Genomic DNA, 21,757 nt, shown 5'->3' with positions numbered 1-21,757 from the left:
AGCCCCGAAAGCGCCCCAATTTCCCGCGATGTTGCCCCCAACGGCGAGCCCGCTGCCCGCGCGGCCCGCGATGATCCGGGGAAACATCCATGTCGCATCCCGCACTGGAAGGCTCGCCCTACCGGCGAGCCATTTCTGCCATTCGTCCTGCCCTCTGGATGGCAGCGGTGTTCAGCGCCGCGATCAACCTGCTGATGCTGACCGGCTCGGTCTACATGCTGCAGGTCTACGACCGGGTGATCCCCTCGGGCTCGGTGCCGACGCTGGTCGGGCTCTTCGCGGCGGTGCTGCTGTGCTACGGCTTCCTCGGGCTCTACGACCTGCTGCGCCTGCGGCTGCTGTCGCGCGCCGGCTACCGGTTCGAGCGCGCGCTCGACCGCGCCGCCTTCGCCGGCTCGATCGGGGCCGAGGGCAGCGACGAGGCCGAGGCCGGCCGCCGGCGGCTGGCGCTGCGCGATCTCGCCACGCTGCGCGCCTTCCTCGGCGGCCCGGCGATGCCCGGTCTGCTCGACCTGCCCTGGATCCCGCTCTACCTCGGGATGCTGTTCCTGCTGCACCCGCTTCTGGGCTGGCTGACCGTGGCCGGCGCCGGCGTCGGCCTGGCCTTCGCCCTTGCCGGCCAGCTTCTGGCCCGCGCCCCCGGCCAGCGCGCCGCCCGCGCCGAGACCCAGGCCGAGCTCTTCGCCGAGCAGGCCCGCGGCAACCGCGAGCTGGTCGTGGCCCTGGGCCTCGCCGACCGGCTGACCTCGGTCTGGGCCGGCCACCAGTCCGCCGCCCAGGCCGCCAACCAGGCCGGGGCCGAGCGGGCCGAGATGCTCTCGGCCGCCTCGCGCAGCTTCCGCATGCTGCTGCAGTCGGCGCTGCTGACGCTGGGCGCCTATCTCGCCATCACCCAGGAGATCTCGAGCGGCGCGATCGTCGCGAGCTCGATCCTGTCGGGCCGCGCGCTCGCCCCGGCCGACCAGGTCGTCGGCCAGTGGCGCGCCCTGGCCCGGGCCCGCGACGCCCGTCGCCGGCTGATGGCGACCTTCGGCCGCGCCGCGCCCGCCGCCCGCGCCATGGACCTGCCCGCCCCCACCGGCGCGATCACCGTCAGCCGCCTGACCAAGCTCGCCCCCGCCGCCCATGCCGGCCAGGGCGTCGCCGAGCGCGCGCGCCTGCTCGAAGGGCTCGCCTTCTCGATCGAGCCGGGCACCGTGCTCGCGGTGATCGGCCCCTCGGCCTCGGGCAAGTCGAGCCTGGCGCGGGTGCTGACCGGGATCTGGAGCGCCGACATCGGCGAGATCCGCCTCGACGGCGCCACGCCCGAGCAGTGGGACCCCGAGACGCTGGGCCGCCACCTGGGCTATCTGCCGCAGGTGGTCACGCTGCTGCCGGGGACGGTGCGCGACAACATCGCCCGCTTCGACCCCTGGCTCGAGGATGCCGCGGTGATCGCGGCGGCGAAGCTTGCGGGCGTGCACGAGATGATCCTCGCGCTGCCTCAGGGCTACGAGACCCGCGTCGGCGGGGCCGAGGTGCCGCTGTCGGGCGGCCAGATCCAGCGCCTGGGCCTGGCCCGCGCCATCGTCGGCCGGCCGCGGATCCTGGTGCTCGACGAGCCCAACGCCAATCTCGACCAGGAGGGCGATGCCGCGCTGGCCCATGTGATCTCGACCCTGGCCGCGGCGGGCTCGACCGTGGTGGTCATGGCGCACCGGCCCAGCGTGCTGGCGGTGGCGAGCCACGTCATGGTGCTCAACCAGGGCCGCATCGCCCAGTTCGGGCGCCGCGACGAGGTGCTGGGCGCGCGGCCGCAGGCGGTCCCGTCCACGGGTCCCTCCGCCGTCGCCTCCGCCGGCCCCGCAACCGCCCCCTCCGCCAAGCCGCAAGCGGTGGCCGGGCGTGCCCTCGGCCCGCGCGCCCCGGCGGCGTCTGCGGCCCCGGTTGCCGCGCAGGCCGTGGCACCGGCACCGGCCCCCGCCAAGCCGATCCCGGCCCTGGTCGCCGCGCCCAAGCCCGCCCCCGACCAGCTCCTCAATCAGGCGGGCGATGCCGCCGGGAGCGAGCCGATCAGCTTCGCGCTCGTCGAGCGGGCGCGGCGGGTCAACGCGAGCAAGCCGTCCGCCCCGCGGCCCGAGCCGGTAACGGAATGGGAATGGGATGCGCAGGAAGATCGTGACTCCACTGCCGCCGCCGCCGCCGACCCGGTGCGGCTGCGCAAGGAAGCCTGACCACGACAGCCTGACCACGACAGCCCGACCAGGAAAGCCCGACCAGGAAAGCCCGACCCGATGACCTCGATCTCCGCCCTGCCGCCCGCCTCCGCCTTCACCGAGGCCGCCACCGGATCCGGTTCCGACGCGGTGTCCGATGTGGGGCCGCGCACCGGGCTCGGCCGGCTGGGTCTGGTCGGCGCGGGGCTCAGCCTCGGGGCGCTCGGGGCGCTCCTGCTCTGGGCCTGGCTCACGCCGATCAGCGGCGCGGTGATGGCCTCGGGGCAGGCGACGGTGCGCGGCCAGCCGCGGGCGGTGCAGCATCTCGACGGCGGGATCGTGCGCGAGATCGCGGTGGCCAATGGCGACCAGGTCGCGGCCGGGGCGGTGCTGCTGCGGCTCGATCCCAGCCAGATCGCCGCCAGCCTCGGCATCGCCCGCAGCCAGCTGGCCGAGACCCTGGCCCAGGTCGCGCGGCTGAAGGCCGAGGCCGCGACCCTGGGCGATCCCGGCCGCCATCCCGCCTTCACCCGCGACGCGATCGGCGCGGCCCCCCAGGCGGGCCTGGCCGAGGCCGCCGATCTCGACCGCCAGTTCGCGGCCCAGGCCCGGATCCTCGAGGCGCGCAACGCGGTGCTGGTCAACCAGATCGCCCAGCAGGACGAGCGCATCGCCCAGGCCGAGAGCCAGGGCCAGGGGCTCGAGGGCGTGATCGCCGCGCGCGAGGAGCAGCTGGCCTTCGTCGCGCGCGAGCTCGAGACGCTGAACAAGCTGTCGGACCGCGGCCTGACCCGGCTGACCGACGTTCTCGACGCGCAGCGCCGCCAGTCGGAACTGACCGGCCAGCTGGCCAGCGACCGCGCCCAGCAGGCGCAGCTGGCCGGCACCCGGCGCGACGCCGCGCTGGCCAAGGCCCAGGCCGAGCGCGAATTCCAGGAACAGGTGGTGACCGACCTGGGCGAGGCGCAGGCCAAGGCCGACGAGCTGGCGCTGCAGATCAGCACCCTCGGCGACCAGCTCGACCGGGTCGAGATCCGCGCCCCGGTGGCGGGGATCGTGCACGAGCTTGCGCCCACCGGCACCGGCAGCGTGGTGACCCCGGGCGAGACGGTGCTGCAGGTGGTGCCCACCGGCGAGGGGATCGAGATCGACCTGCGGCTCGAGCCGCGGGCGATCGAGCAGGTCCATCCCGGCCAGCGCGCGCGCCTGGTGCTGCCGGCCTTCGACAGCCGCACCACGCCGCAGATCTTCGGCCAGATCGACCGGATCTCGGCCACGGTCGTCACCGACGAGGCGACGCGCACGAGCTACTACCGGCTGACCGTCTCGGTCCCGCCCGAGGAGCTTGCCCGGCTCGGGACCCGCAGCCTGGTGCCGGGGATGCCGGTCGAGGCCTATCTCGAGACCGGCGAGCGCACGGTGCTCGACTACCTGCTGCACCCGGTGACCACCCAGATCGACCGGATGTTCCGCGAACGCTGACGGCCGGCGGGCCGGGCCCCCGGCCCGGTCGGTGTCGCGACGGAAGGACCGGGGGATCGGGGGACCTGCGGGAAACCGGTTCAGGCTGGGAGACCGGCGAAAGGCCCCTTCGGACCCGTCCGCCGTCCGGTACCCGGCCCGGGATCCGGCTCGGGATCCCGGTCTGGGCCCGGTCTGGGCCCGGGCCGGGTGTCCGGTGCGGGGTGATCTGCGATGTGCGGTCGTCTTGGTCCCCGGACCCGGTTTTCGGCTCTGGTTACCGGTTCCCGTCCCGGTTCCGGTCCTGCACCCTGCGCCGCCATCCGCGGCGCCTCCGGCGATGGCCGCTCCGGGTCGGGCCGGCGGCGGGCCTTTCCTCTCCCCGCCCGACAGGATCGCAGACGGGGTTTTCGGCCTGTTTCGTGACCGGTTTCATGACTGGGGCCCGTGACCGGGGCCCATGATTGGGCCCGTGATTGGGCTCGGGGGAGGGCGCCGCGCCCGTCGGGGAAGGCCCCTTCCCGAGGCGCCAGCCCGGCTCGAGGGCGGCCCGCAGCCCGCAGCCCGCAGCCCGCAGCCGGCAAGCCGCGGGCCCGCAGTTCCCTCGGCGCAGCCTCAGGAGGCCGCAGGAGCCGCCGCCGTCTCCGCGACAGCCTCGGCGCCGGCGACGCGGGGGGCCTGGGCCACCGGGTCCCAGTCCTCGGGTTTCATGCCGCGGTCGGTGATCTTGCCCCAGTTGGTGGTCATGATCCCCGAGCGGATCACCTTGCCCGGATTGCCGACGACGATCGAGCGCGGCGGCACGTCCTTGACCACCACGGCGCCGGCGCCGATCACGGAGTGGTCGCCGACGGTGATGCCGGGCATGATGATGCTGCGCGCCCCGATCTGGCAGTATTTCCCGACATAGGTGTGGGTGTGCTTGCCGGCGATGTGGTCATGGGTCAGCACCACCGCCTCGAACGAGATCGCCGAGCCTTCGCCGACATGCATGCCGCGCGGATAGGTGCGGTCGAGCAGCGCCTTCATCGAGATCAGGGTGAAGGGGTGGATGTCCATCTTCCACACCTTCACCAGATAAAGCCGGCGGATCAGCAGCACGACATCGCGCATCCGGGTCCGGCAGGTGGCCAGGAAGCCATAGTTGCGCACGGCTTCCATGAAGCTGTCGGGATAGCGGCCCGTGTAGCGGAAGGTCATCGGCTCTCTCTCGTTTCAGGGTCCGTCGGCCGGGGACGGCGGACCGGGTGGTCGGACCTGCCCGGCCCGAATCCCGGACCCGCCAGCGGTCCCGCACCCGGCCAGGGTCTGGCGGCGACGATCCCCGATTGACCGGCGGGTGGCAAGCCCGCCCTGCGCGAGCGGCCGCCCCGGGGCACCGCCCTTAGGGTTAATGAAACATTGAAGCCGGGGGCGGAGGATTGTCTAGGCTTGGGTTTTCCCTCCTTTCAAAGGCCGCATTTGCGCCCAGCCCATGCGCGAACTTGCCCGCTAGACACGTCCGACGGCGGCCGTTCGACCCCGGCCCTTCCTCCCGGCATCAGATGAGGCACCCTTCCATGTCCAGCACGACCACGATCCAAGTCTCCACCGCCGCCGAACTGCAGACAGCCCTTGCGAACTGCACCGGCGGCGAGACCATCCTGCTCGCTCAGGGAGACTACGGCTCGTTCACAGTACCCAGGGGATACGGCACCGGCTTCTCCTCGGCTGTGACCATCGCCTCGGCCGATCCCGAGACGCCGGCGGTCTTCTCGGGGATGCGCTTCGCCGATGCGGCGAACCTGACCTTCGACGGGCTGACCTTCGACTACACCTTCCAGGAGGGCGACAAGGAATACACCCAGCCCTTCGCGGTCTTCGGCAGTTCCAACATCACTATCGCCAACTCGACCTTCGACGGCGACGTGGCGAGCGGGATCTCCACCGCGGCGGACGGTTATGGCTCGGGCTGGGGCCTGCGGATCTCGGGTGGTGACAACATCACGCTGTCGAACAATGAGATCTCCGGGTTCATGCGCGGCATTGTCGCCGCCGACGCGACCAACCTGACGTTCTCGGACAACGACATCCACGACCTGCGCATGGACGGGATGAACTTCTCGGCAGTCCAGGGCGTGGTGATCGAGAACAACTACATCCACGACTTCGCCGGCTCGCCCACCTCGGGTGATCACTGCGACATGATCCAGTTCTGGACCAACGGCACGACGGTTCCGAACACCGACATCGTGATCCGCGGCAACGTGCTCGATATCGGCGACGGGACCAAGACCCAGGGTATCTTCATGCGCAACGAGGAGGTCGACCTGGGGCGCGCCGGGACCGAGATGTACTATCAGAACGTCGTCATCGAGCAGAACACGATCTACAACTCGATGGTCAACGGGATCGCGCTCGGGGCGGCGACGGGCGTGCTGATCAGCGACAACACCCTGCTGCAGGTCACCGGCTCGGACGGCGTCGTCGCCAAGCCGACGCTCGGGACAAGTGCGCTGTCGACCGACGTCACGATCACCGGCAACCTGACCACCGGCCTGTCCTCGACCCAGCCCGGCTGGACCGTAGCCGACAACCTCGTGGTGCAGAACACCTCGTCCAACGCGGCGAACTACTACGGTGAGGTGTTCCTGACCTCCTCGCTCGAGGCCGGGGCGACCGGGGCGCATGGCTTCGTCCTGCAGGACGGCTATGCCGGCTTCGGCTCCGATCTTGTTCAGAAGGATCTCCTGACGACTGCCACGGCGCTCTTCGAGGTGACGAAGGATGCCGGCGACAGCTACCGGCTGGTCTTCGACGCCTCGGCCTCGGTCGGCGAGGGCGGGGCGGCGTTGCCAGAGAACGCGACCTACATCTGGACCTTCGGCGACGGCACCACCGCGACGGGCAAGGTGGTCAGCCATGCCTATGGCACGATCGGCAATTACGATGTGTCGCTGCAGGTTCTCGTCGGCAACGCGACGCTCGACACCGCGACGCTCGCTCTCGCTTCGCCGGACACGACTGTGCTACGGCTGGACACGGCCTCGGGGCTGCTCGTCAAGGGCAGCGCGGCGGTCGACGACATGGCTCTGCGCGCGTCTCTGGCCGATGGCGAGGCGATCCATCTCGCCGGCACCGGGATGCCTGCGAAATCCAGCGTCGCGGAACTGCAGACGCTGGTCGGGGCCGATGATTTCACGCTCGACTTCACCCTGCAGGCCACTGCGGCGCAGGCGAACGGCGGTCACCTGTTCAGGCTCTCCAATAGCTTTACTGCCTATGTGACCCCGGCTGGCGCACTCTCGTTCACGCTCACCACCGCCGATGGCCAGGTGAGCAAGGTCGGCTCGGTCGGCATGTCGTTCCTCGATGGTGGCGCGCATTCGGTCTCGCTGGCCTATGATGGCGATGCGGGCACGCTATCGCTGCATGTGGACGGGGTCGACATGGGCAGCGTCTCGGCCGGCGATGGCCTGTCGGCGCCGTACTCGAGCGGCCTGTACTTCGGCAACCCTTGGGGCCAGACCAACTTCTCCGGCGACATCCTGGACTTCAGCCTGTCGACCAACGACATCGGCTATGAAGACTATGCCGGGACGGTGCCGCAGACCGAGGCGCTGCCGATCTGGGCCGTGCAGCCGATCGAGGCGGCACCGTCCTTCGAGGCCATCGAGGCCGCCCCCGTCGAGGTCGCGCCTGTCTTCGACGACTACCATCTCGATCTTGCCGCCTTCACCGGCAAGCTGTCGGGCAATGTCGCGCTCGAGACCGGGGCGGATGGCAAGCTCGCGATCGATTTCGACGGCGGCAGCAAGGCCGTGGCCGATCTCGGCCGGCTGACCCAGTTCGAGCAGAGCGAGCATCTCGCGGTTTCGCTCGACTACAGCCGCGACACCGCCGACGGCAGCTACCAGCGCCTGCTCTGGAACCACATGAAAATGGGCATCGAGGTCATCAACGACGGGCTCTATTTCCGCATCGCCACCAGCGAGGGCTTCACCCAGTACAGGCTCAACGACCTCGGGCTGAACGACACCGACAACCACAACATCTCGGTCTATGCCGATGCCGAGACCGACGAACTGCAGCTTTACGTCGACGGCACCCTCGTGCTGCACGACACCACGAAGGACATCGACTTCGTCGGTGCCGGCGGCCGGGAATGGGGCTGGATGATCGGCACGCCCTGGAACGGCAATTTCGACGGCAAGGTCTCGGGCCTGGCGATCGACGACGACATGCCGATGCCGCAGCTCACCGACCATCTCGCCTGAGGGACCTCTTGCCTGACGGCCGACCCGCCACGGGCCGGCTCCGCGGCCGAACCATCCCGGTCCTGCCAGAACGGCCCTGTCCTGCGGGACAGGGCCGTGTCGCATTGCGCAGGACCGGCGCGGGCGTTCGGAACTGAAAATCAACCCCGGGTCGATCTTCACGGAGAGGGCCGGACTGCCGGATTTCTCGCGAAATGGGCGCTTTGTGTTCAAGTTTTAAGCATTTTTCCGGCCAATTCCCCGAAATCCGGCCAGCCGCGTCACTTTTCCGCTAGGTGGGATTTCGTCGCTGAGGTATCGTCATGGTTGTGCTTCGCAAGCCAATGCGGCGCCTGTCTGGCCTTGTGGCCGGGCGGGTGGTTCATCGCATGCGGTGGCATGTCGTCCAGGCACCTCCGCCTGGGGTCCTGTCCTCTGGAGACCTCTCGATGAAGACGTTCCTCATTGCCATGGCCCTTGCCCTGGCGTCCATGGTCGGGGTTGCCAGCGCGGCGACGGTCACGGCCAACGAAACCGTCACCCTGGCGGCGCCCTTCACCCTCGCGGCCGGGGCGAGCCAATCCCTGACCTTCTCCAACATCGCCGGCGCCCCGCTGACGATCAATGCCCTGAGCTATGGCGCCATCGCGGCCACCGCGGCCGATCTCGCGGGGCTCTCCGTGTCCTTCGGAAGCTCGACGGGCAGCGGTTCGATCACGACGACGACGCTGTTCCCCGGCTTCTCCTTCGCGACCCTGACCGGTTCGGCCAGCGGCTTCGCGCTCGGCACGGGCGCAAGCTTCACCCTGACCTTCAGCCTGGCCGCGGGCGTGAGCCCGGTCTCGGTCAGCAGCTTCGCCTTCCTTGCCACGCCGACAGGCGTCGTGGTCCCGACCGTGCCCGCCGCGGTTCCGCTGCCGGCCGCCGCCCCGCTGCTGCTCGCAGGGCTTGCCGGGCTTGGCCTCGCGGCGAAGCGCCGGCGCAGGCCAGCCGCCTGACCGGGGCGCCTGAACCGGGGCGCCTGAACCGGCCGCATGGCCGGCGCGTCGCATCCTGGCGCCGCATCCTGGCGTCGCGTGCCTCTGAGCCGGCGCTGACCCGAAAGGCCCCCGGAGCGCTCCGGGGGTGTACGTTCGTTTCAGGGCCGGCCGTCCTCGGGGCCTCCGTCACGGGGCCCTTCGTCGCTTGGCCCTTCGTCGCTTGGCCTGCGGCTCAGCTGCGGTAGTAGTCCCGGTACCAGTCGACGAAGCGCTGCACGCCCTCGGGCACCGAGGTCCGCGGCCGGTAGCCGGTGAGCCGCTCCAGAAGCGTGGTGTCGGCCCAGGTCGCGGGCACGTCGCCGGCCTGCATCGGCATCAGGTTCAGCTGCGCCTCGACCCCGGTCGCGGCCTCGATCGCGCGGATGAAGTCCATCAGCTGCACCGGCTCGGAATTGCCGATGTTGACGATGCGCCAGGGCGCCACCGGCGACAGGCTGTCGCCCGCAGGCACGACACCGTCCGCGGGCCGCTCCGGGGGGGTGTCGATCAAGAGCCGGATGCCCTCGACCAGGTCCTCGACATAGGTGAAGTCGCGCTTCATGTCGCCGTGGTTGTAGACGTCGATCGGCAGGCCCTGCAGCACGTTCTTCGTGAACTTGAACAGCGCCATGTCCGGCCGCCCCCAGGGCCCGTAGACGGTGAAGAACCTGAACATCGTCACCGGCAGCCCGTAGAGATGGGCATAGGAATGCGCCATCGCCTCGCCCGCCTTCTTGGTCGCGGCGTAGAACGACATCTGCGTGTCGGCCTTCATCGTCTCGACATAGGGCATCTCGGTATTGGCGCCGTAGGCCGACGAGGTCGAGGCCAGAAGCAGGTGCTCGGGCGGATGGGCGCGCGCGGCCTCCAAAAGCTCCGCCACCCCCACCAGGTTCGCCTCGACATAGGCGCGCGGGTTCTCGATCGAATAGCGCACCCCGGCCTGGGCCGCGAGGTTGATCACGATCTGCGGCCTCTCCTCGGCCATCAGCCCCATCAGAAGGCCCGGCTCCTCGAGCTTGCCCTGGACGAAGCGGAAGCCTTCGGACTGCTGCAGCTGCGCCAGCCGGCGCTCCTTCAGCGCGACCTCGTAATAGTCGTTGAGGCTGTCGAGCCCGATCACCCGGAAGCCGTCGGCCAGCAGCCGGCGGATCAGGAAGAAGCCGATGAAGCCCGCGGCCCCGGTGACGAGCGCGCTGCGCGGGGCCGGTGCGGTGGACGGCTGTGCGGTGGACGGCGGGGCGGGGACATCTGCGGTCATGACGGATCTCTCGGGGGTCTGCACGGAACGGCGCGGGCGCGGGCGTCGGGGCCTTCTGGCCCCCCGCTTCCCCGCTGGCAAGGGAAAGCTGCGCCGCGGGACGGCCCCCGCCGGCGATGTTTCGCGCGCGAAACATCGCCACAGCCGCGCCCATAGCCCGCCGGGGCCGCACGTCCAGCCGTCAAAATCCGGTTGAGACCCCCCGCGCGCTCGGGCAGGTTGCGGGAAATGTCGGTTCTCCCGGAGTGACCATGAAGATTGCCGTTGCCGGCCTCGGATACGTTGGCCTGTCGAATGCGCTGCTGCTTGCCCAGCACAATGAAGTCGTGGCCCTCGACGTGGTCGCCGAGAAGGTCGAGATGGTCAACAAGGGCCTCTCGCCGATCGTCGACGCGGAATGCGAGGCCTTCCTGAAGCGCGATGACTTGAACTTCCGCGCCACCACCGATGCCACCGACGCCTTCACCGGCGCCGACTACGTCATCATCTCGACGCCGACCAACTACGACACCGTGACCAACCGCTTCGACACCCGCACCGTCGAGGCGGTGGTGAAGATGGTCACCGAGATCGAGCCCAACGCGGTGATGGTGGTGAAGTCGACGATCCCGGTGGGCTTCGTCGAGGCGACCTCGGCCACCTACAACACGAAGAACCTGATCTTCAGCCCCGAATTCCTGCGCGAGGGCCGCGCGCTCTACGACAACCTGCATCCCTCGCGCATCGTCGTGGGCGAGCAGTCCGAGCGTGCCCGCGTCTTCGCCGACCTGCTGCTGCAGGGCGCGGTCAAGAAGGATGTGCAGATCCTCTTCACCGACCCGGCCGAGGCCGAGGCGGTGAAGCTGTTCGCCAACACCTTCCTCGCGATGCGCGTGGCCTATTTCAACGAGCTTGACAGCTATGCGCTGTCGCGCGGGCTGAACGCCAAGCAGATCATCGACGGCGTCTCGCTCGATCCGCGGATCGGGGCGCATTACAACAACCCCTCGTTCGGCTATGGCGGCTATTGCCTGCCCAAGGACACCAAGCAGCTCTTGGCGAACTACCACGAGGTGCCGCAGGTGATGATCGGCGCGATCGTCGATGCCAACCGCACCCGCAAGGATTTCATCGCCGACCAGATCCTGGCCCGCAAGCCCAAGGTCGTGGGCTTCTACCGGCTGGTGATGAAGGCGGGGTCCGACAACTTCCGCCAGAGCTCGATCCAGGGGATCATGAAGCGGATCAAGGCCAAGGGCATCGAGACGGTGCTCTACGAGCCCGCCTATCCCGAGGCCGAGTTCTACAACACCCCGCTCGAGCACGACCTCGCGGCCTTCAAGGCCAAGGCCGACGTGATCGTGTCGAACCGCATGGCCGAAGAGCTTGGCGACGTGGCCGACAAGGTCTTCACCCGCGACCTCTTCGGCTCGGACTGAGTATGGCCGATCGGCCGCGACCATGTGACGGCCCCGTGCGGCGGGCCTATTGCCGTACAGGGCGGCGGGTCGCGGTTCCGAGGCGGGCGCCGTTGTCGTTGGTGAACGGCTCAGGAGTGGCGCTGCTGCCCTGAGCCCCAACCCGGGAAATCGCAGGTCCTGCGGTCCGATGCCCGGTAGCAGTCCAAGGGGATCAATCCCATCCCGGCCGATGGGTCACCTCAGCGGATGCAGGCTGCGGAGGGGACCTCGTTCCAGTCGTCCGCGGGGCCGGAGAGCAGTGTCGGGGAGGGGCGCCGATCGTCTCGGGCAGGTCGGTCGCTGTGGCTCTCTCCCGGGGGGCTCAGCCAGGGATCGGGGCAGACGTGCCGCTGCCGATGGCATGCACTTGGGGAAACGGCTCGCCGGCCGGGTTTCCGACAAAGTTGTTCAAGCTTCATCATTTTGACAGGAAGCTCGGTGCGTCCCGGCGAAAACATGCTCCTGTCTTGCACAATCGGAGACCCGCCGCCGTATCGTTGCCTGCAATCGGCGCCGCAGCACGCCGAGCGACATTAACGATTGTCGCATCCGCCGACTGACGACACTGTGGCGCAGGACAGGGCCGCCCCGGGCTGCCGTGCAGGATCAGACCCTTTGTGACGAGCCCCGTGATGCGTCCCGTGATGCGCCCCGTGACATCTTCCGTGACGTCTTCCGCGGCGGGCCGCGGGGCCGGGCTTTCCCTGCGCGACGCTGCCGATGCTGATCGTGGTGTTGAACCTTCCGACGCTGGTGACGATCCCGTGGCTCAGCGACACCCGGGCAGGCTGGTCGATGCTGGCGGTGCAGTTCGCGCTGACGCTGGCGGGCAGTTGCCTGGCCGCGGTGAACAACGTCCGCTTCCGCGACCTGCAGCACATCGCGCCCCCGACACTGCCCGCCCGCGCGCCGCCAGGCCTGCAGTTGCCCTTTCTAGCGACTCGTTCGGAGACCTGCCGTCGGTGATCCGGGGCGAGGGCTTGGTCGAGGAATTCCGCCAGCGCCGCGCGCCCGGCCCGCGCATCTTCCCCCACCGGGGAGAGAGCGGCTTTCGCGGTACCCACCGCGAGGCGCGGTTCCGCGCCCTCGACGGCGCGGGCTTCGCGCTGCGTCCGGGCGAGATGCTGGGGATGGTCGGGCACAACGGCTCGGGCAAGTCGGCGCTGCCGCGGCTTCTGGGCTGGAGGAGGGCGCCCGGCGGCGGCGTGACCGTCCGGGCTGGCCCCGGGGCTGGCCCCCCCACCGCAACCGACACCACCGTCTCAGCCACCGGAGTGCCCTGCACGTGACCCTGCTTCTGACCGGAGACGCCGGCCTCATCGGCCGCGAACTGAAGACCGCGCTTGCCGCCGCCGGACACGAGGTCCGCGGCTTCGACATCGGCACCGACCCGGCCCAGGACCTGCGCGACCCCGCCGCCGTGGCCGCCGCGCTCGAGGGGGTGACGGGGGTGCTGCACCTGGCCGCGATCTCGCGCGTGGCCTGGGGCGAGGACGACCCCGAGCTGTGCCACGCGGTCAACGTCGCCGGCACCGCGCACCTGCTGGACGCGGTCGCCGCACTGGGCGCGCGCGCGCCCTGGGTCGTCTTCGCCTCGTCGCGCGAGGTCTACGGCGATCCCGACGTCTCGCCGATCCCCGAGACCGCGCCGCGCGCGCCGCTCAACCACTACGGCCGCAGCAAGGCCCTGGGCGAGGAGCTGGTCGAGGCCTTCGTCGCCCGCGGCGGCCGCGCCGGCATGGTGCGGCTGTCGAACGTCTACGGCACGGTGCACGACCATCCCGACCGCGCGGTGCCCTCGCTGCTGTGGCGCGCGATGCAGGGCGAGACCCTGAGGATCACCGGCGAGGCGAACTTCTTCGACTTCGTCCATGTCGAGGATTGCGTGCGCGGGCTGATGGCGATGGCGGACCGGCTGGCCGCGGGCGAGACGGCGCCGCCGACCGTGCACCTGGCCACCGGCATCCCGACGAGCCTCGGCGCGCTGGCGAAGGCCGCGATCGCCACCGCCAGATCAGGTTCGGGGTCAGGTTCGGGGTCCGGTTCTGGAATCGAGGTGCTGCCGGCGCGCAGCTTCGACGTGAAGGGCTTCTGCGGCACCCCCGACCGCGCCGCCGAGGTGCTGGGCTGGCGCGCGCGGATCCCGCTCGAGGCGGGTCTCGCGCGGCTGCGCGACGCGATGGCGGTCGCGGGCGCGCCGAAGCCCGTGACCATGCCCGGACGCTGAGAGGGGGGCGGGATGATCGGACGCGCCTCCTCCCGCATGCCGGGCGCCGACGCCGGGGCGGGACCACGCCCGGCGGTGCTGGTGGCCGTGGCGGTGCTGGGCGGGCTCGCCCTGGCCTGGCCGATGCTGGCCACGGGCGGGCCCTTCGCCTTCCACGACACGCCGGGCTACCTGCGCGGCGGGCGCACGGCGCTGCAGATGGCGGCCGACCACCTTGGCCGGCTGCTGCCGGCGTCTCCCGGCGCGGCGGGCGGCGGTGGGGCCGGGGGCGGGGCAGGGGCCGGGGCCGTCGAGGAGGGGCCGCATTTCATCCGCTCCTTCGTCTATTCGGTCGGCGGCTACCTGGCGGTGGCGCTTGGCGGGCCGGGGTTCCTGGTCTTCCTGCAGGGGCTGATGACCACGGCGATGCTGCTCGCGCTGCCCGAGCCCGCGGACCTGCGCCGCCCGGGCCTGTGGCTTGCGGGGGCGGTGCTGGTCGCGGCGACGCCGGTGGCCTTCTTCGCCAGCTACCTGATCCCCGACATCTTCTCGGCCCTGATCGTGCTGCACGTGATGCTGCTGGTCGGGCGGTTCGACCGGATGGGCCGGGGCGCGCGCATCGTCACCACGGCGATCGGCTGCATCGCGGTGGCGGCGCATTACGGCAATCCGCCGATGGCGATGGCGCTTTACGGCGCGGCGCTGGCCTGGCTGGCGCTGCGCCGGCGGCTCGGGGTCTGGGTGCTGGTCTGCGGGCTGGCGCCGCTGGCCTTCTCGCCGGTGGCGAACCTGACGGCCAGCACGGTCGCGCTGAAGGAGACCAGCACCGCCCCGCTCAGGATGCCGATCCTGCTCGCGCGCTCGATCGATGACGGGCCGGCGCTGTGGTACCTGCAGGCGGCCTGCCCGACCGAGCCCTTGGCCTTCTGCGAGGCCTTCGGCGGCCGGCTGCCCACCAACCTGCGCGAGCTGCTGTTCGATCCCGCCGGCGTGCGCTCGCTCACCGAGGCGCAGATGACCGCGATCCGCGCCGAGGAGCCGCTGATCCTGTGGCGCGCCTTCAAGGCCTATCCGCTGCAGCAGCTCGACAGCTTCCTCGGCAATTCCCGGCGCCAGTTCCTGCGCATCGGCACCGAGGACCTGCGGCCCTCGGCCGGGCTCGATGCCGAGATGGCGCCGCTGCCGCCCGCCACGGCGCGCGGCGCGGCGCTGCTGGCGGCCTATGACCCGGTGTTCCGCCTCGGGGCGGGGCTGGCGGCGCTGGTGCTGGCGGGGCTGGCGCTGACCGGGCGGCTTTCGGGGCGCGAGCGGGTGATGCTGGGCTTTCTGGTGCTGGGGCTTGGCGTGAACGCGATGGTGTTCGGCGGTCTCTCGGCCCCGGCCGACCGCTACCAGACCCGGGTGATCTGGCTGGTGCCGGCGCTGGCGCTGCTGGCACTGGCGCGCCGCCGGGCCCCGTGATCGGGCCAGATCACCGGGCCAGAGCACCGGGCCAGAGCACCGGGCCAGAGCACCGGGCCAGAGCACCGGGCCAGAGCACCGGGCCAGAGCACCGGGCCTGCGACCGGGCACGCTGATCCTTGCCCGCCAGTCGCGCCTGCCGATCCGGGCTGGGCATCTGGATCGGACTCGACCGGTCTGGCCCTCCCGGTCTGGCCCTCCCGGTCCGGGCTTGCCAGCCAGAGCCGCCCGTCGCGACAGCCGCCGCGCACCAGGGGACCGTCCTCGGCCCCCCGGGGGCCGGTCTCCAGTTTCGGAAGCGATCGCGGCTCACGGCCGGGGCGCCGCGATCGCGCGGCGGCCAGCATCCGGTCACGACCGAGACCCAGTCGCCGGGCCGGCACGGCACCGTCCTGGTCACCGACAGAACATCCTGCTCACCGGTGCGCCTTCCTCTCGCGTGCGTCCGGCGCCCGAGAGGCGGCTTGTGCCCTTTCCGCGCTGTGGTAACGTCACTTCGATTGAACGGTTTCTTCGGGGCATCCTCCCCACGTTGCCCCCGCCCCTGCACCTGTCCTGCCGCAGCTGCCACGCCAATGCGAGCGTATCGCGCGGGAGAGTGCCCCGATGGAAGCCCGTCTCTTGATCAGTCGCATGTCTTCGTTTCTGTCGTTTTCTTTCGCGCGATTTCTGACCGTTGCATCCTGCCGCCGGGTCCGGGGCTGAGCCCTGCGATGTCCCCCTCCAACCCTTGCTTCAAGTCCTCCGCCATGCACTCTTCCGTCTCCCCTTCCGCGGCCTCCGGCGCTTCGTCGGCGCAGACCATGGCGATCCGTGAACTTGAATTCACCGCGCTGCCCGAGACGCTCGAGGCGCGACCCAGCGATGTCGCGGCACTGGTGCTGATCCGGTTGCGCGGGCGTCCGGTCGGGCAGGCTCTGCTGCCGCTCGAGACGGGGCGCTGCACAGGGTTGCGGGCGCGGCTGCTGGCGGCCGCGGATTCTGCCTTTTGGGAGGCTTGGCTGGCCGAGGACCTGGGCCTGCCGCCGGCCCCCCGCCCCGCCCCCGCGCCCGCCGCCACCATCGCCGTCTGCACACGCGACCGGCCCGAGGACCTCGAGCGCTGCATCGCCGCGCTGCTGGCCCTGCCGGACGACGGGCAGGAGATCATCATCGTCGACAATGCGCCGCGCACCGAGGCCACGCGCGACCTGGTCGCCCGCTTCCCGCAAATCCGTTACCTGCGCGAGCCGCGCCCCGGGCTCGACGTGGCGCGCAACCGCGCCCTGTCCGAGGCCCGCACCGAACTGGTGGCCTTCACCGACGACGATGCCGCACCCGATCCCATGTGGCTGCGCGCGCTGCTGCGCAATTTCGACGATCCGCTGGTGATGGCGGCGACGGGCCCGACGCTGCCGCTTGAGCTGGATTGCCAGGCACAGATCGACTTTCAGCATTACGGCGGCTTCCTGCGCGGCTACAAGCGGATGCTTCTCGACGCCGCTGTGACTGACCCCTTCCTGGGGTGGCATGCCGGGGCAGGAGTGAACATGGCGCTGCGCCGCACGGTGATCGACCAGGTAGGTCTCTTCGACGACGCGCTTGATGCGGGCACGAAGACCCGGGCCGGAGGCGATGCCGACATGTTCCGCAGGATGCTCGCCGCCGGCTACCGCATCGCCCATGATCCGGAAGCCCTGAACTGGCACCGGCACCGGCGGTCGCTGAAGGAACTTGGCGAACAGCTCCATGGCTACGAGGTCGCCGGCGGAGCGGTTCTGGCCAAGGCGATGTTCCATGAGGGAAACTGGGGAGCGGGGCTGCGGTTCATGCTCTGGCTGCGCGGCGAGTTGACCCTGGTCGCCGCCCGCCTCCTTCGCCGCGGTGGATCACCCTTGGCAGTCTCGCGCACCCGCATCGCGGGCGGCTTCATCGGGCTGAGGGCCTATGGCATCGCCCGGCGCATCGCCGATGGACAACAGCGGGCCGAGACGGCGCCCAGGTCGGGCCCCGTGCCCGGACCCGTCACCGGAAAGGACCGCTGACCATGGACCCGGTCCTGTCCCTGATCATCCCGACCCACAACCGGCGGGCCCTCTTGATGCGCCTGCTCGACGCGCTGGCGGCCGATCCGGGGCGACCCGACCCGATCGAGATCCTGATCTTGGCCGACAACTGCCACGACGACACTGTTGCGGCGGCGCAGGCGCGCGTCGACCTGCCGCTGAGGGTGATCGAACTGCCGGGCCTCGGCCCGGCCGGCGCGCGCAACCGGGGCGCTGCCGAGGCGCGGGCACCGCTTCTGGTCTTTCTCGACGACGACGTGATCCCCGAGCCGGGATTTCTGGCCGCACATCTCGCGGCCCATCAGGACACCGGAACGATGGCCGACGGGGCAATGGTCGTCGGGTCCTATCCCTCCGCGCCCCATGCCTCACCGGACTATTTCCAGCTGCTGCTGCGTGCGTGGTGGCGCGAGCATTTCCTTGAACTGGCGCGTCCCGGACACCGGATGCGCTACACTGACGTCCTGACCGGCAATCTCTCGGTGCCGGCCGCGGTCTGGGACCGGCTCGGCGGACTCGATGCTGCCTTCCAGCAGGCGCATGAGGACTATGAGCTCGGCCTGCGGGCGCTGACGGCGGGCGTGCCGCTGGTGCATGCCCGCGGGGCACGAGGGCTGCATTACGAATATCTCACCAAGACCCCCGCCGCCGCGCTGCGCCGTGCCCGCGATGAAGGACGTGCCGGGGTCGCGTTCTGGCGCAAACATCCCCAGATGCAGGCGGATCTCAGGCTCTACGCGATGCGCCCGCGCGGGCTTGCCCTGCGCCATCGCGCCCTGTGCGCGGCAGGCCCCGTGCTCGATGCCGGTGCCGGCATCCTCGCGCGGCTGCTTCCAGGCTTCCAGCGGCGGGGATTGCGCGGAGCCTATATCTCGGTGTTCGGCCTTCTCAATCGCTACTGGTATTTGCGCGGCGCCAGCGAAGTTCTGGAACGGTTCTCGGCCTGGTCAGACCTTCCGGCCGAACCGCAGCGCGCGCCGCCGCTCCCGCTCAAACTCGATCTGGCGCAGGGCCTGGGGGTCTGCGAGGCACGGATAGAGGTCGAGCGACCGCTTCAATTGGCTCTGCACCATGGTGATCGCCAGCTGACGACCACCGATCTCGATCCGGGCGCCGAGCCCTGGCGCGGCCACCATCTGCGCCCCTTCCTGTTGCGTCACTGTGGGGCGGCATGGATCGAGGCGCGTTTCGCGGGGGCCACCGGCACGGAGGACGTGGATGCCAGGGAACGCGAGGCGGCCACCGAGGGCCTGGCCCGTGCCGCGCCGCATCTGAACCAGAGCGGGGCGCCCTGGGTCTGGCATGAGCAGTATGCGCAATGGGCCCGTCTCCTGGCCCGCCTTCGCTAGGCCCGGGCCATTCGCCGGGAACGGGTCTCAGATCTCGAGACCCAGGTTCCGCGCGAAGTCTTCCAGCGTCCAGTCGCCCCGCACCTCGATCCGGGGCACCTCGAAACCCAGGCCGTCGATGCCCGCCACCCCGTGCAGGCAGGAATGGCAGGCGGTGTAGCCCGCCGTCTGCAGCAGCTGGCGCACCCGGGTATCGCTGGCGCCATAGGGCGTCGCCAGCGTGGTGACTGACTGGCCGAGCCGCGCCTCGATCGCCGTTCGTGCCCGGAAGGCCTCGTCGAGCAGGGCCCCGCTCGACAGGCCAGTCGCGGGGGCATGGGTCGCAAGATGGCTGAGGAAGGTGCAGCCCTCCTCGGCCAGTCGCCGGATCTCGGGCCAGTCCATGAGCGGGGCAGGCGGGCCCGCAGCGAGGTCCCAGCTGGCCGCGGTGCCGATGAGATCGGTCACCAGGAACATCTCGGCGCGGAAATCCTCGGCCTGCAGGATCGGCCAGGCCTCGGTGGCGAAATCGAGATAGCCGTCGTCGAAGGTGATCAGCACCGGCCGCCCCGACAGGGGAACGCCTTCGCGGGCATGGCGCGTCAGTTCCTCGGTGCTGGTCGAGCGGAAGCCGTTGCGCCTGAGAAGCCGTAGCTGGTCACGGAACATCCTGGGCGCGACGCGCCACTGCGCCAGAGCCGGCGGGCCCTCGGCGGCGATGCGGTGATATGTCAGCACGGGCACGGTCCGGGCCGCGTGGTGCTCGACCTCGCGGCGACGGGCGAAGGCCCCGTTCCAGACGATGTGGCGCGCCACTCGGGGCTCAAGCGGGTGATCGAGCTCACGGCGCTGGTGATCGATTTCCGGTGGGGGCAAGGCCGGATCGCTTCGGCGGAAACGATCGACACGATACAGCTCGGTCTCGATCACCGCGTCGGACACCAGCCCCTCGGTCGCGGTGAAGGCTTCGGCGATGACCTTGGCGCCATAGGCCTGGTCCCAGTCGAAACCGGTGCGCGACGGATCGTCGCGTAACAGGAAGTGGTTGGCCATCACCACCACCCCCCCGGGCGCCAGCGCGTCGCGGATCTTCGCGGCCACCGCCGCAAGCGTCTCGGGACCGTCGAGATAATAGAGAAACTCGGAGCAGGTGATCAGGTCCTGCCCCCCGGGGATCGCGTCACGCGCGACATCGATCTGCCGATAGAGGACGTTGTCATGCCCAGCACAGCGCGCGGCCGCCCGCGCCAGAGCTTGGTCGGAGATGTCGGCCGCCAGAAGCGCATCGACCTGTCCGGCCAGCTGCATGGTGAAATGCCCCTCGGCACAGGCCAGCTCCAACGCCCGCCCGATCCGCCCCCGGGGCAGCAGTTCCAAGGTGCGTTCGTATTTCACCTGCTCGTAGGCCGAGCTGTAGCCGAAGGGATCCTCGGTGGCGAAGACCTGCTCCCAGGTGGCGACGCGGGTGTCGTCTGCGGCATGGAGTTGCATGCAGGGCTGCGCGACCGCCTCCGCGCCTCCGGCCGGCTGCCGGTGCGCGGCGATCAGATCCAGCTTCGCCAGACGGCTTGCTTCCGCCCGCGTCGAGCCGCGTCGCGATCCGCGACGGCCCGGCCCGCAACGCGGCCAGGGCGGAGGCGGCGCCGGGGCGCTCGAGAGTCGACCGTGTCCGGTGCCAGTGACGGATCCCGCGCCACCCCTGCCGCCGCAGTGCCCGCGATATCTCTCGCAACCCGGGCGCCCCGCCGAGGCCGAAATAGTGTGCGACCGCGGGTTCGGGCAGCGCCGATCCCAGATGATCGACAACATCCCGGCGTGCCAGCCCGCCAAAGGCCGGTCCCTCGCGCCGCGCCAGCGGCCCGCCGTGGTCGAGGATGTCTATCAGCAGCCAGTCGATGTGATCGGGCAGGTCGATGTCTTGCGGCGGTCCCGGTAGGATCGCGATCTTGCCCATCTGCGACAGCAGCACTGCAGAGCCTGCGGGCGCCTTGTCGAGCAGGCGATGTTCGAGGCGATAGACCAGATCGCGCGCGATGCCGACGCGGGACTGCCCGGCGCAAAGGGCGGTGATCATCCCGGCCAGAACCCCGGGCTGCGGGGCCAGATGCCTTGCGACCTCAGACAAGGGAAGGCAGGCCCCGATGCCCAGAGCGCTGAGCATGCAGTCAACCAGCGGATCTTCCCAGCCCAGGATCTCCAGCGGCCCATCCACCCCTGCAAGAAGCCCTGCGCCGTCGCGCCCTGCTCCGATCTCGGCCGCGGCACACCAGGCCGCAAAGAAGGTCTCGCACATCGGCAGCCTGCCCGGCTCTTCGCCGGCGGCATGCGCAGGGTCGGGCTCCGCCACCCGGGGATCCGGACCATGGCCGATCCGCAGCACGCGCAGCCCGTTCTCAAGCATCCGCAGCCGATTGCCCGACAGCGTGCCTGGTGTCGTCCGGTAGATCGCCAGGATCTCGGGCACACCACGGAAGCGCGCGCCTGTGCGGGCGAAGCGCTGCCACAGGTCCCAGTCTTCGCAGGCGGAGAAGCTCGCGTCGAAGCCACCGAGCGCCAGCAGGGCTTCACGGGGTACCAGCAGGCTGTGGATGACGGTCGCGCACTGGCGTGCGAAAAGCGCGAACCCGCCGGTCTCGAGTTCGGCATTGAAAGCCTCGCTCAGCGTGACCCCCGAGGCGTCGACCCGGCGATACCCGCAGTAGACTGCGTCCGCGGCCTGCCGGGCTGCCAGCATCGTCTCTAGAAATCCGGGCAGCAGCCTGTCGTCGGCATCGAGAAAGGTGATCCAGTCGGCCCTTGCATCGGACAGGGCCCGGTTGCGGGCCGCGCAGACCCCGGCGTTGGGTCCACGCAGCACGCGGATGCGGGGATCGCGAGCCGCCCGCGCTGCCGCGATCGCAGCTGTGTCGTCTGTGGAACCGTCATCAACGATCACGGCCTCCCAGTCGGGGCAACCTTGTGCCAGCAGGCTGTCCAGAGTGGCGTCAAGGGTGGCTGCGGCATTGAATGCGGCGATCAGGAAGCTGGCCTGCGGCCTCGCGGAGCTTGGAGCAGCATCGATAATGATGGCCACGCTATCGCCGCGCTACTCGATTTGCGACGGGCAA

14 protein-coding genes and 1 pseudogene are annotated in these 21,757 nt (G+C 70.4%); 11 read left to right on the top strand and 4 right to left on the bottom strand.

Annotated features, from left to right (window positions below; translation table 11 throughout):
- Positions 1–89 precede the first annotated feature (89 nt).
- Positions 90–2,213, top strand: coding sequence for a type I secretion system permease/ATPase (locus V8J39_RS20570; RefSeq protein WP_336462846.1), 2,124 nt, complete (start codon positions 90–92; stop codon positions 2,211–2,213).
- Between the two features lie 60 nt (positions 2,214–2,273).
- Positions 2,274–3,677 (top strand): HlyD family type I secretion periplasmic adaptor subunit, encoded by a 1,404-nt coding sequence (locus V8J39_RS20565; RefSeq protein WP_336462845.1) that lies wholly within the window; start codon positions 2,274–2,276, stop codon positions 3,675–3,677.
- Positions 3,678–4,271: 594 nt separating this feature from the next.
- Here the strand turns inward: V8J39_RS20565 and V8J39_RS20560 are convergent.
- Positions 4,272–4,856, bottom strand: a complete 585-nt coding sequence (locus V8J39_RS20560) for an acyltransferase (protein ID WP_336462844.1) — start codon at positions 4,854–4,856, stop codon at positions 4,272–4,274.
- 359 nt (positions 4,857–5,215) lie between these two features.
- On the opposite strand from V8J39_RS20560, the gene V8J39_RS20555 reads away from it, so the two are divergent.
- Both V8J39_RS20555 and V8J39_RS20550 read left to right on the top strand, forming a co-directional pair.
- On the top strand, positions 5,216–7,912 hold the full coding sequence (locus V8J39_RS20555; RefSeq protein WP_336462843.1) for a right-handed parallel beta-helix repeat-containing protein: 2,697 nt from the start codon (positions 5,216–5,218) through the stop codon (positions 7,910–7,912).
- Between the two features lie 428 nt (positions 7,913–8,340).
- On the top strand, positions 8,341–8,889 hold the full coding sequence (locus V8J39_RS20550) for a VPLPA-CTERM sorting domain-containing protein (protein WP_336462842.1): 549 nt from the start codon (positions 8,341–8,343) through the stop codon (positions 8,887–8,889).
- Positions 8,890–9,103: 214 nt separating this feature from the next.
- On the opposite strand, the gene V8J39_RS20545 is transcribed toward V8J39_RS20550, so the two are convergent.
- Complete coding sequence (locus V8J39_RS20545) at positions 9,104–10,171, bottom strand: NAD-dependent epimerase (protein ID WP_336462841.1); 1,068 nt, start codon at positions 10,169–10,171, stop codon at positions 9,104–9,106.
- A 251-nt stretch (positions 10,172–10,422) separates the two neighbouring features.
- Here V8J39_RS20545 and V8J39_RS20540 point away from each other — a divergent pair, with 251 nt between their 5' ends.
- The 7 genes from V8J39_RS20540 (at position 10,423) to V8J39_RS20510 (ending at position 18,671) form a co-directional block, all read left to right on the top strand.
- Positions 10,423–11,589 (top strand): nucleotide sugar dehydrogenase, encoded by a 1,167-nt coding sequence (locus tag V8J39_RS20540; protein WP_336462840.1) that lies wholly within the window; start codon positions 10,423–10,425, stop codon positions 11,587–11,589.
- A 741-nt stretch (positions 11,590–12,330) separates the two neighbouring features.
- Positions 12,331–12,576: a hypothetical protein gene (locus V8J39_RS20535; RefSeq protein WP_336462839.1), complete on the top strand. Its 246-nt coding sequence runs from the start codon at positions 12,331–12,333 to the stop codon at positions 12,574–12,576.
- The gene (locus tag V8J39_RS20530; protein ID WP_336462838.1) at positions 12,573–12,899 is read left to right on the top strand and encodes an ATP-binding cassette domain-containing protein; all 327 of its coding nucleotides are present in this window, start codon (positions 12,573–12,575) and stop codon (positions 12,897–12,899) included. Before V8J39_RS20535 ends, V8J39_RS20530 begins: the two co-directional genes overlap by 4 nt.
- Complete coding sequence (locus tag V8J39_RS20525; RefSeq protein WP_336462837.1) at positions 12,896–13,837, top strand: NAD-dependent epimerase/dehydratase family protein; 942 nt, start codon at positions 12,896–12,898, stop codon at positions 13,835–13,837. The genes V8J39_RS20530 and V8J39_RS20525 overlap by 4 nt, the downstream gene beginning before the upstream one ends.
- Before the next feature lie 12 nt (positions 13,838–13,849).
- A complete protein-coding gene (locus tag V8J39_RS20520; RefSeq protein WP_336462836.1) occupies positions 13,850–15,277 on the top strand; it encodes a hypothetical protein in 1,428 nt (475 codons plus the stop codon).
- An 803-nt stretch (positions 15,278–16,080) separates the two neighbouring features.
- On the top strand, positions 16,081–17,301 hold the full coding sequence (locus V8J39_RS20515; RefSeq protein ID WP_336462835.1) for a glycosyltransferase family 2 protein: 1,221 nt from the start codon (positions 16,081–16,083) through the stop codon (positions 17,299–17,301).
- Positions 17,302–17,303: 2 nt separating this feature from the next.
- Entirely contained in the window at positions 17,304–18,671 is a 1,368-nt protein-coding gene (locus V8J39_RS20510) for a glycosyltransferase family 2 protein (RefSeq protein WP_336462834.1), read from the top strand.
- Between the two features lie 27 nt (positions 18,672–18,698).
- On the opposite strand, the gene V8J39_RS20505 is transcribed toward V8J39_RS20510, so the two are convergent.
- Both V8J39_RS20505 and V8J39_RS20500 read right to left on the bottom strand, forming a co-directional pair.
- Positions 18,699–20,141 (bottom strand): polysaccharide deacetylase family protein, encoded by a 1,443-nt coding sequence (locus tag V8J39_RS20505; RefSeq protein WP_336462833.1) that lies wholly within the window; start codon positions 20,139–20,141, stop codon positions 18,699–18,701.
- Positions 20,142–21,081: 940 nt separating this feature from the next.
- Positions 21,082–21,723, bottom strand: a pseudogene (locus V8J39_RS20500) (glycosyltransferase family 2 protein); the annotation flags it as partial.
- Between the last annotated feature and the right edge of the window lie 34 nt (positions 21,724–21,757).

It is taken from the genome of Frigidibacter sp. MR17.24, from assembly GCF_037095655.1.
Lineage (GTDB): Bacteria > Pseudomonadota > Alphaproteobacteria > Rhodobacterales > Rhodobacteraceae > Frigidibacter.
This window is presented reverse-complemented; position numbering and strand designations above follow the sequence as displayed.

What these genes read in the sequence shown, in the direction of transcription:
- V8J39_RS20535 (WP_336462839.1), top strand. Translation starts at nt 12,331, where the DNA reads ATGCTGATCGTGGTGTTGAACCTTCCGACGCTGGTGACGATCCCGTGG.
- V8J39_RS20505 (WP_336462833.1), bottom strand. Translation starts at nt 20,141, where the DNA reads ATGCAACTCCATGCCGCAGACGACACCCGCGTCGCCACCTGGGAGCAG.
- V8J39_RS20565 (WP_336462845.1), top strand. Translation starts at nt 2,274, where the DNA reads ATGACCTCGATCTCCGCCCTGCCGCCCGCCTCCGCCTTCACCGAGGCC.
- V8J39_RS20540 (WP_336462840.1), top strand. Translation starts at nt 10,423, where the DNA reads ATGAAGATTGCCGTTGCCGGCCTCGGATACGTTGGCCTGTCGAATGCG.
- V8J39_RS20520 (WP_336462836.1), top strand. Translation starts at nt 13,850, where the DNA reads ATGATCGGACGCGCCTCCTCCCGCATGCCGGGCGCCGACGCCGGGGCG.
- V8J39_RS20555 (WP_336462843.1), top strand. Translation starts at nt 5,216, where the DNA reads ATGTCCAGCACGACCACGATCCAAGTCTCCACCGCCGCCGAACTGCAG.
- V8J39_RS20550 (WP_336462842.1), top strand. Translation starts at nt 8,341, where the DNA reads ATGAAGACGTTCCTCATTGCCATGGCCCTTGCCCTGGCGTCCATGGTC.
- V8J39_RS20560 (WP_336462844.1), bottom strand. Translation starts at nt 4,856, where the DNA reads ATGACCTTCCGCTACACGGGCCGCTATCCCGACAGCTTCATGGAAGCC.
- V8J39_RS20515 (WP_336462835.1), top strand. Translation starts at nt 16,081, where the DNA reads ATGGCGATCCGTGAACTTGAATTCACCGCGCTGCCCGAGACGCTCGAG.
- V8J39_RS20510 (WP_336462834.1), top strand. Translation starts at nt 17,304, where the DNA reads ATGGACCCGGTCCTGTCCCTGATCATCCCGACCCACAACCGGCGGGCC.
- V8J39_RS20570 (WP_336462846.1), top strand. Translation starts at nt 90, where the DNA reads ATGTCGCATCCCGCACTGGAAGGCTCGCCCTACCGGCGAGCCATTTCT.
- V8J39_RS20545 (WP_336462841.1), bottom strand. Translation starts at nt 10,171, where the DNA reads ATGACCGCAGATGTCCCCGCCCCGCCGTCCACCGCACAGCCGTCCACC.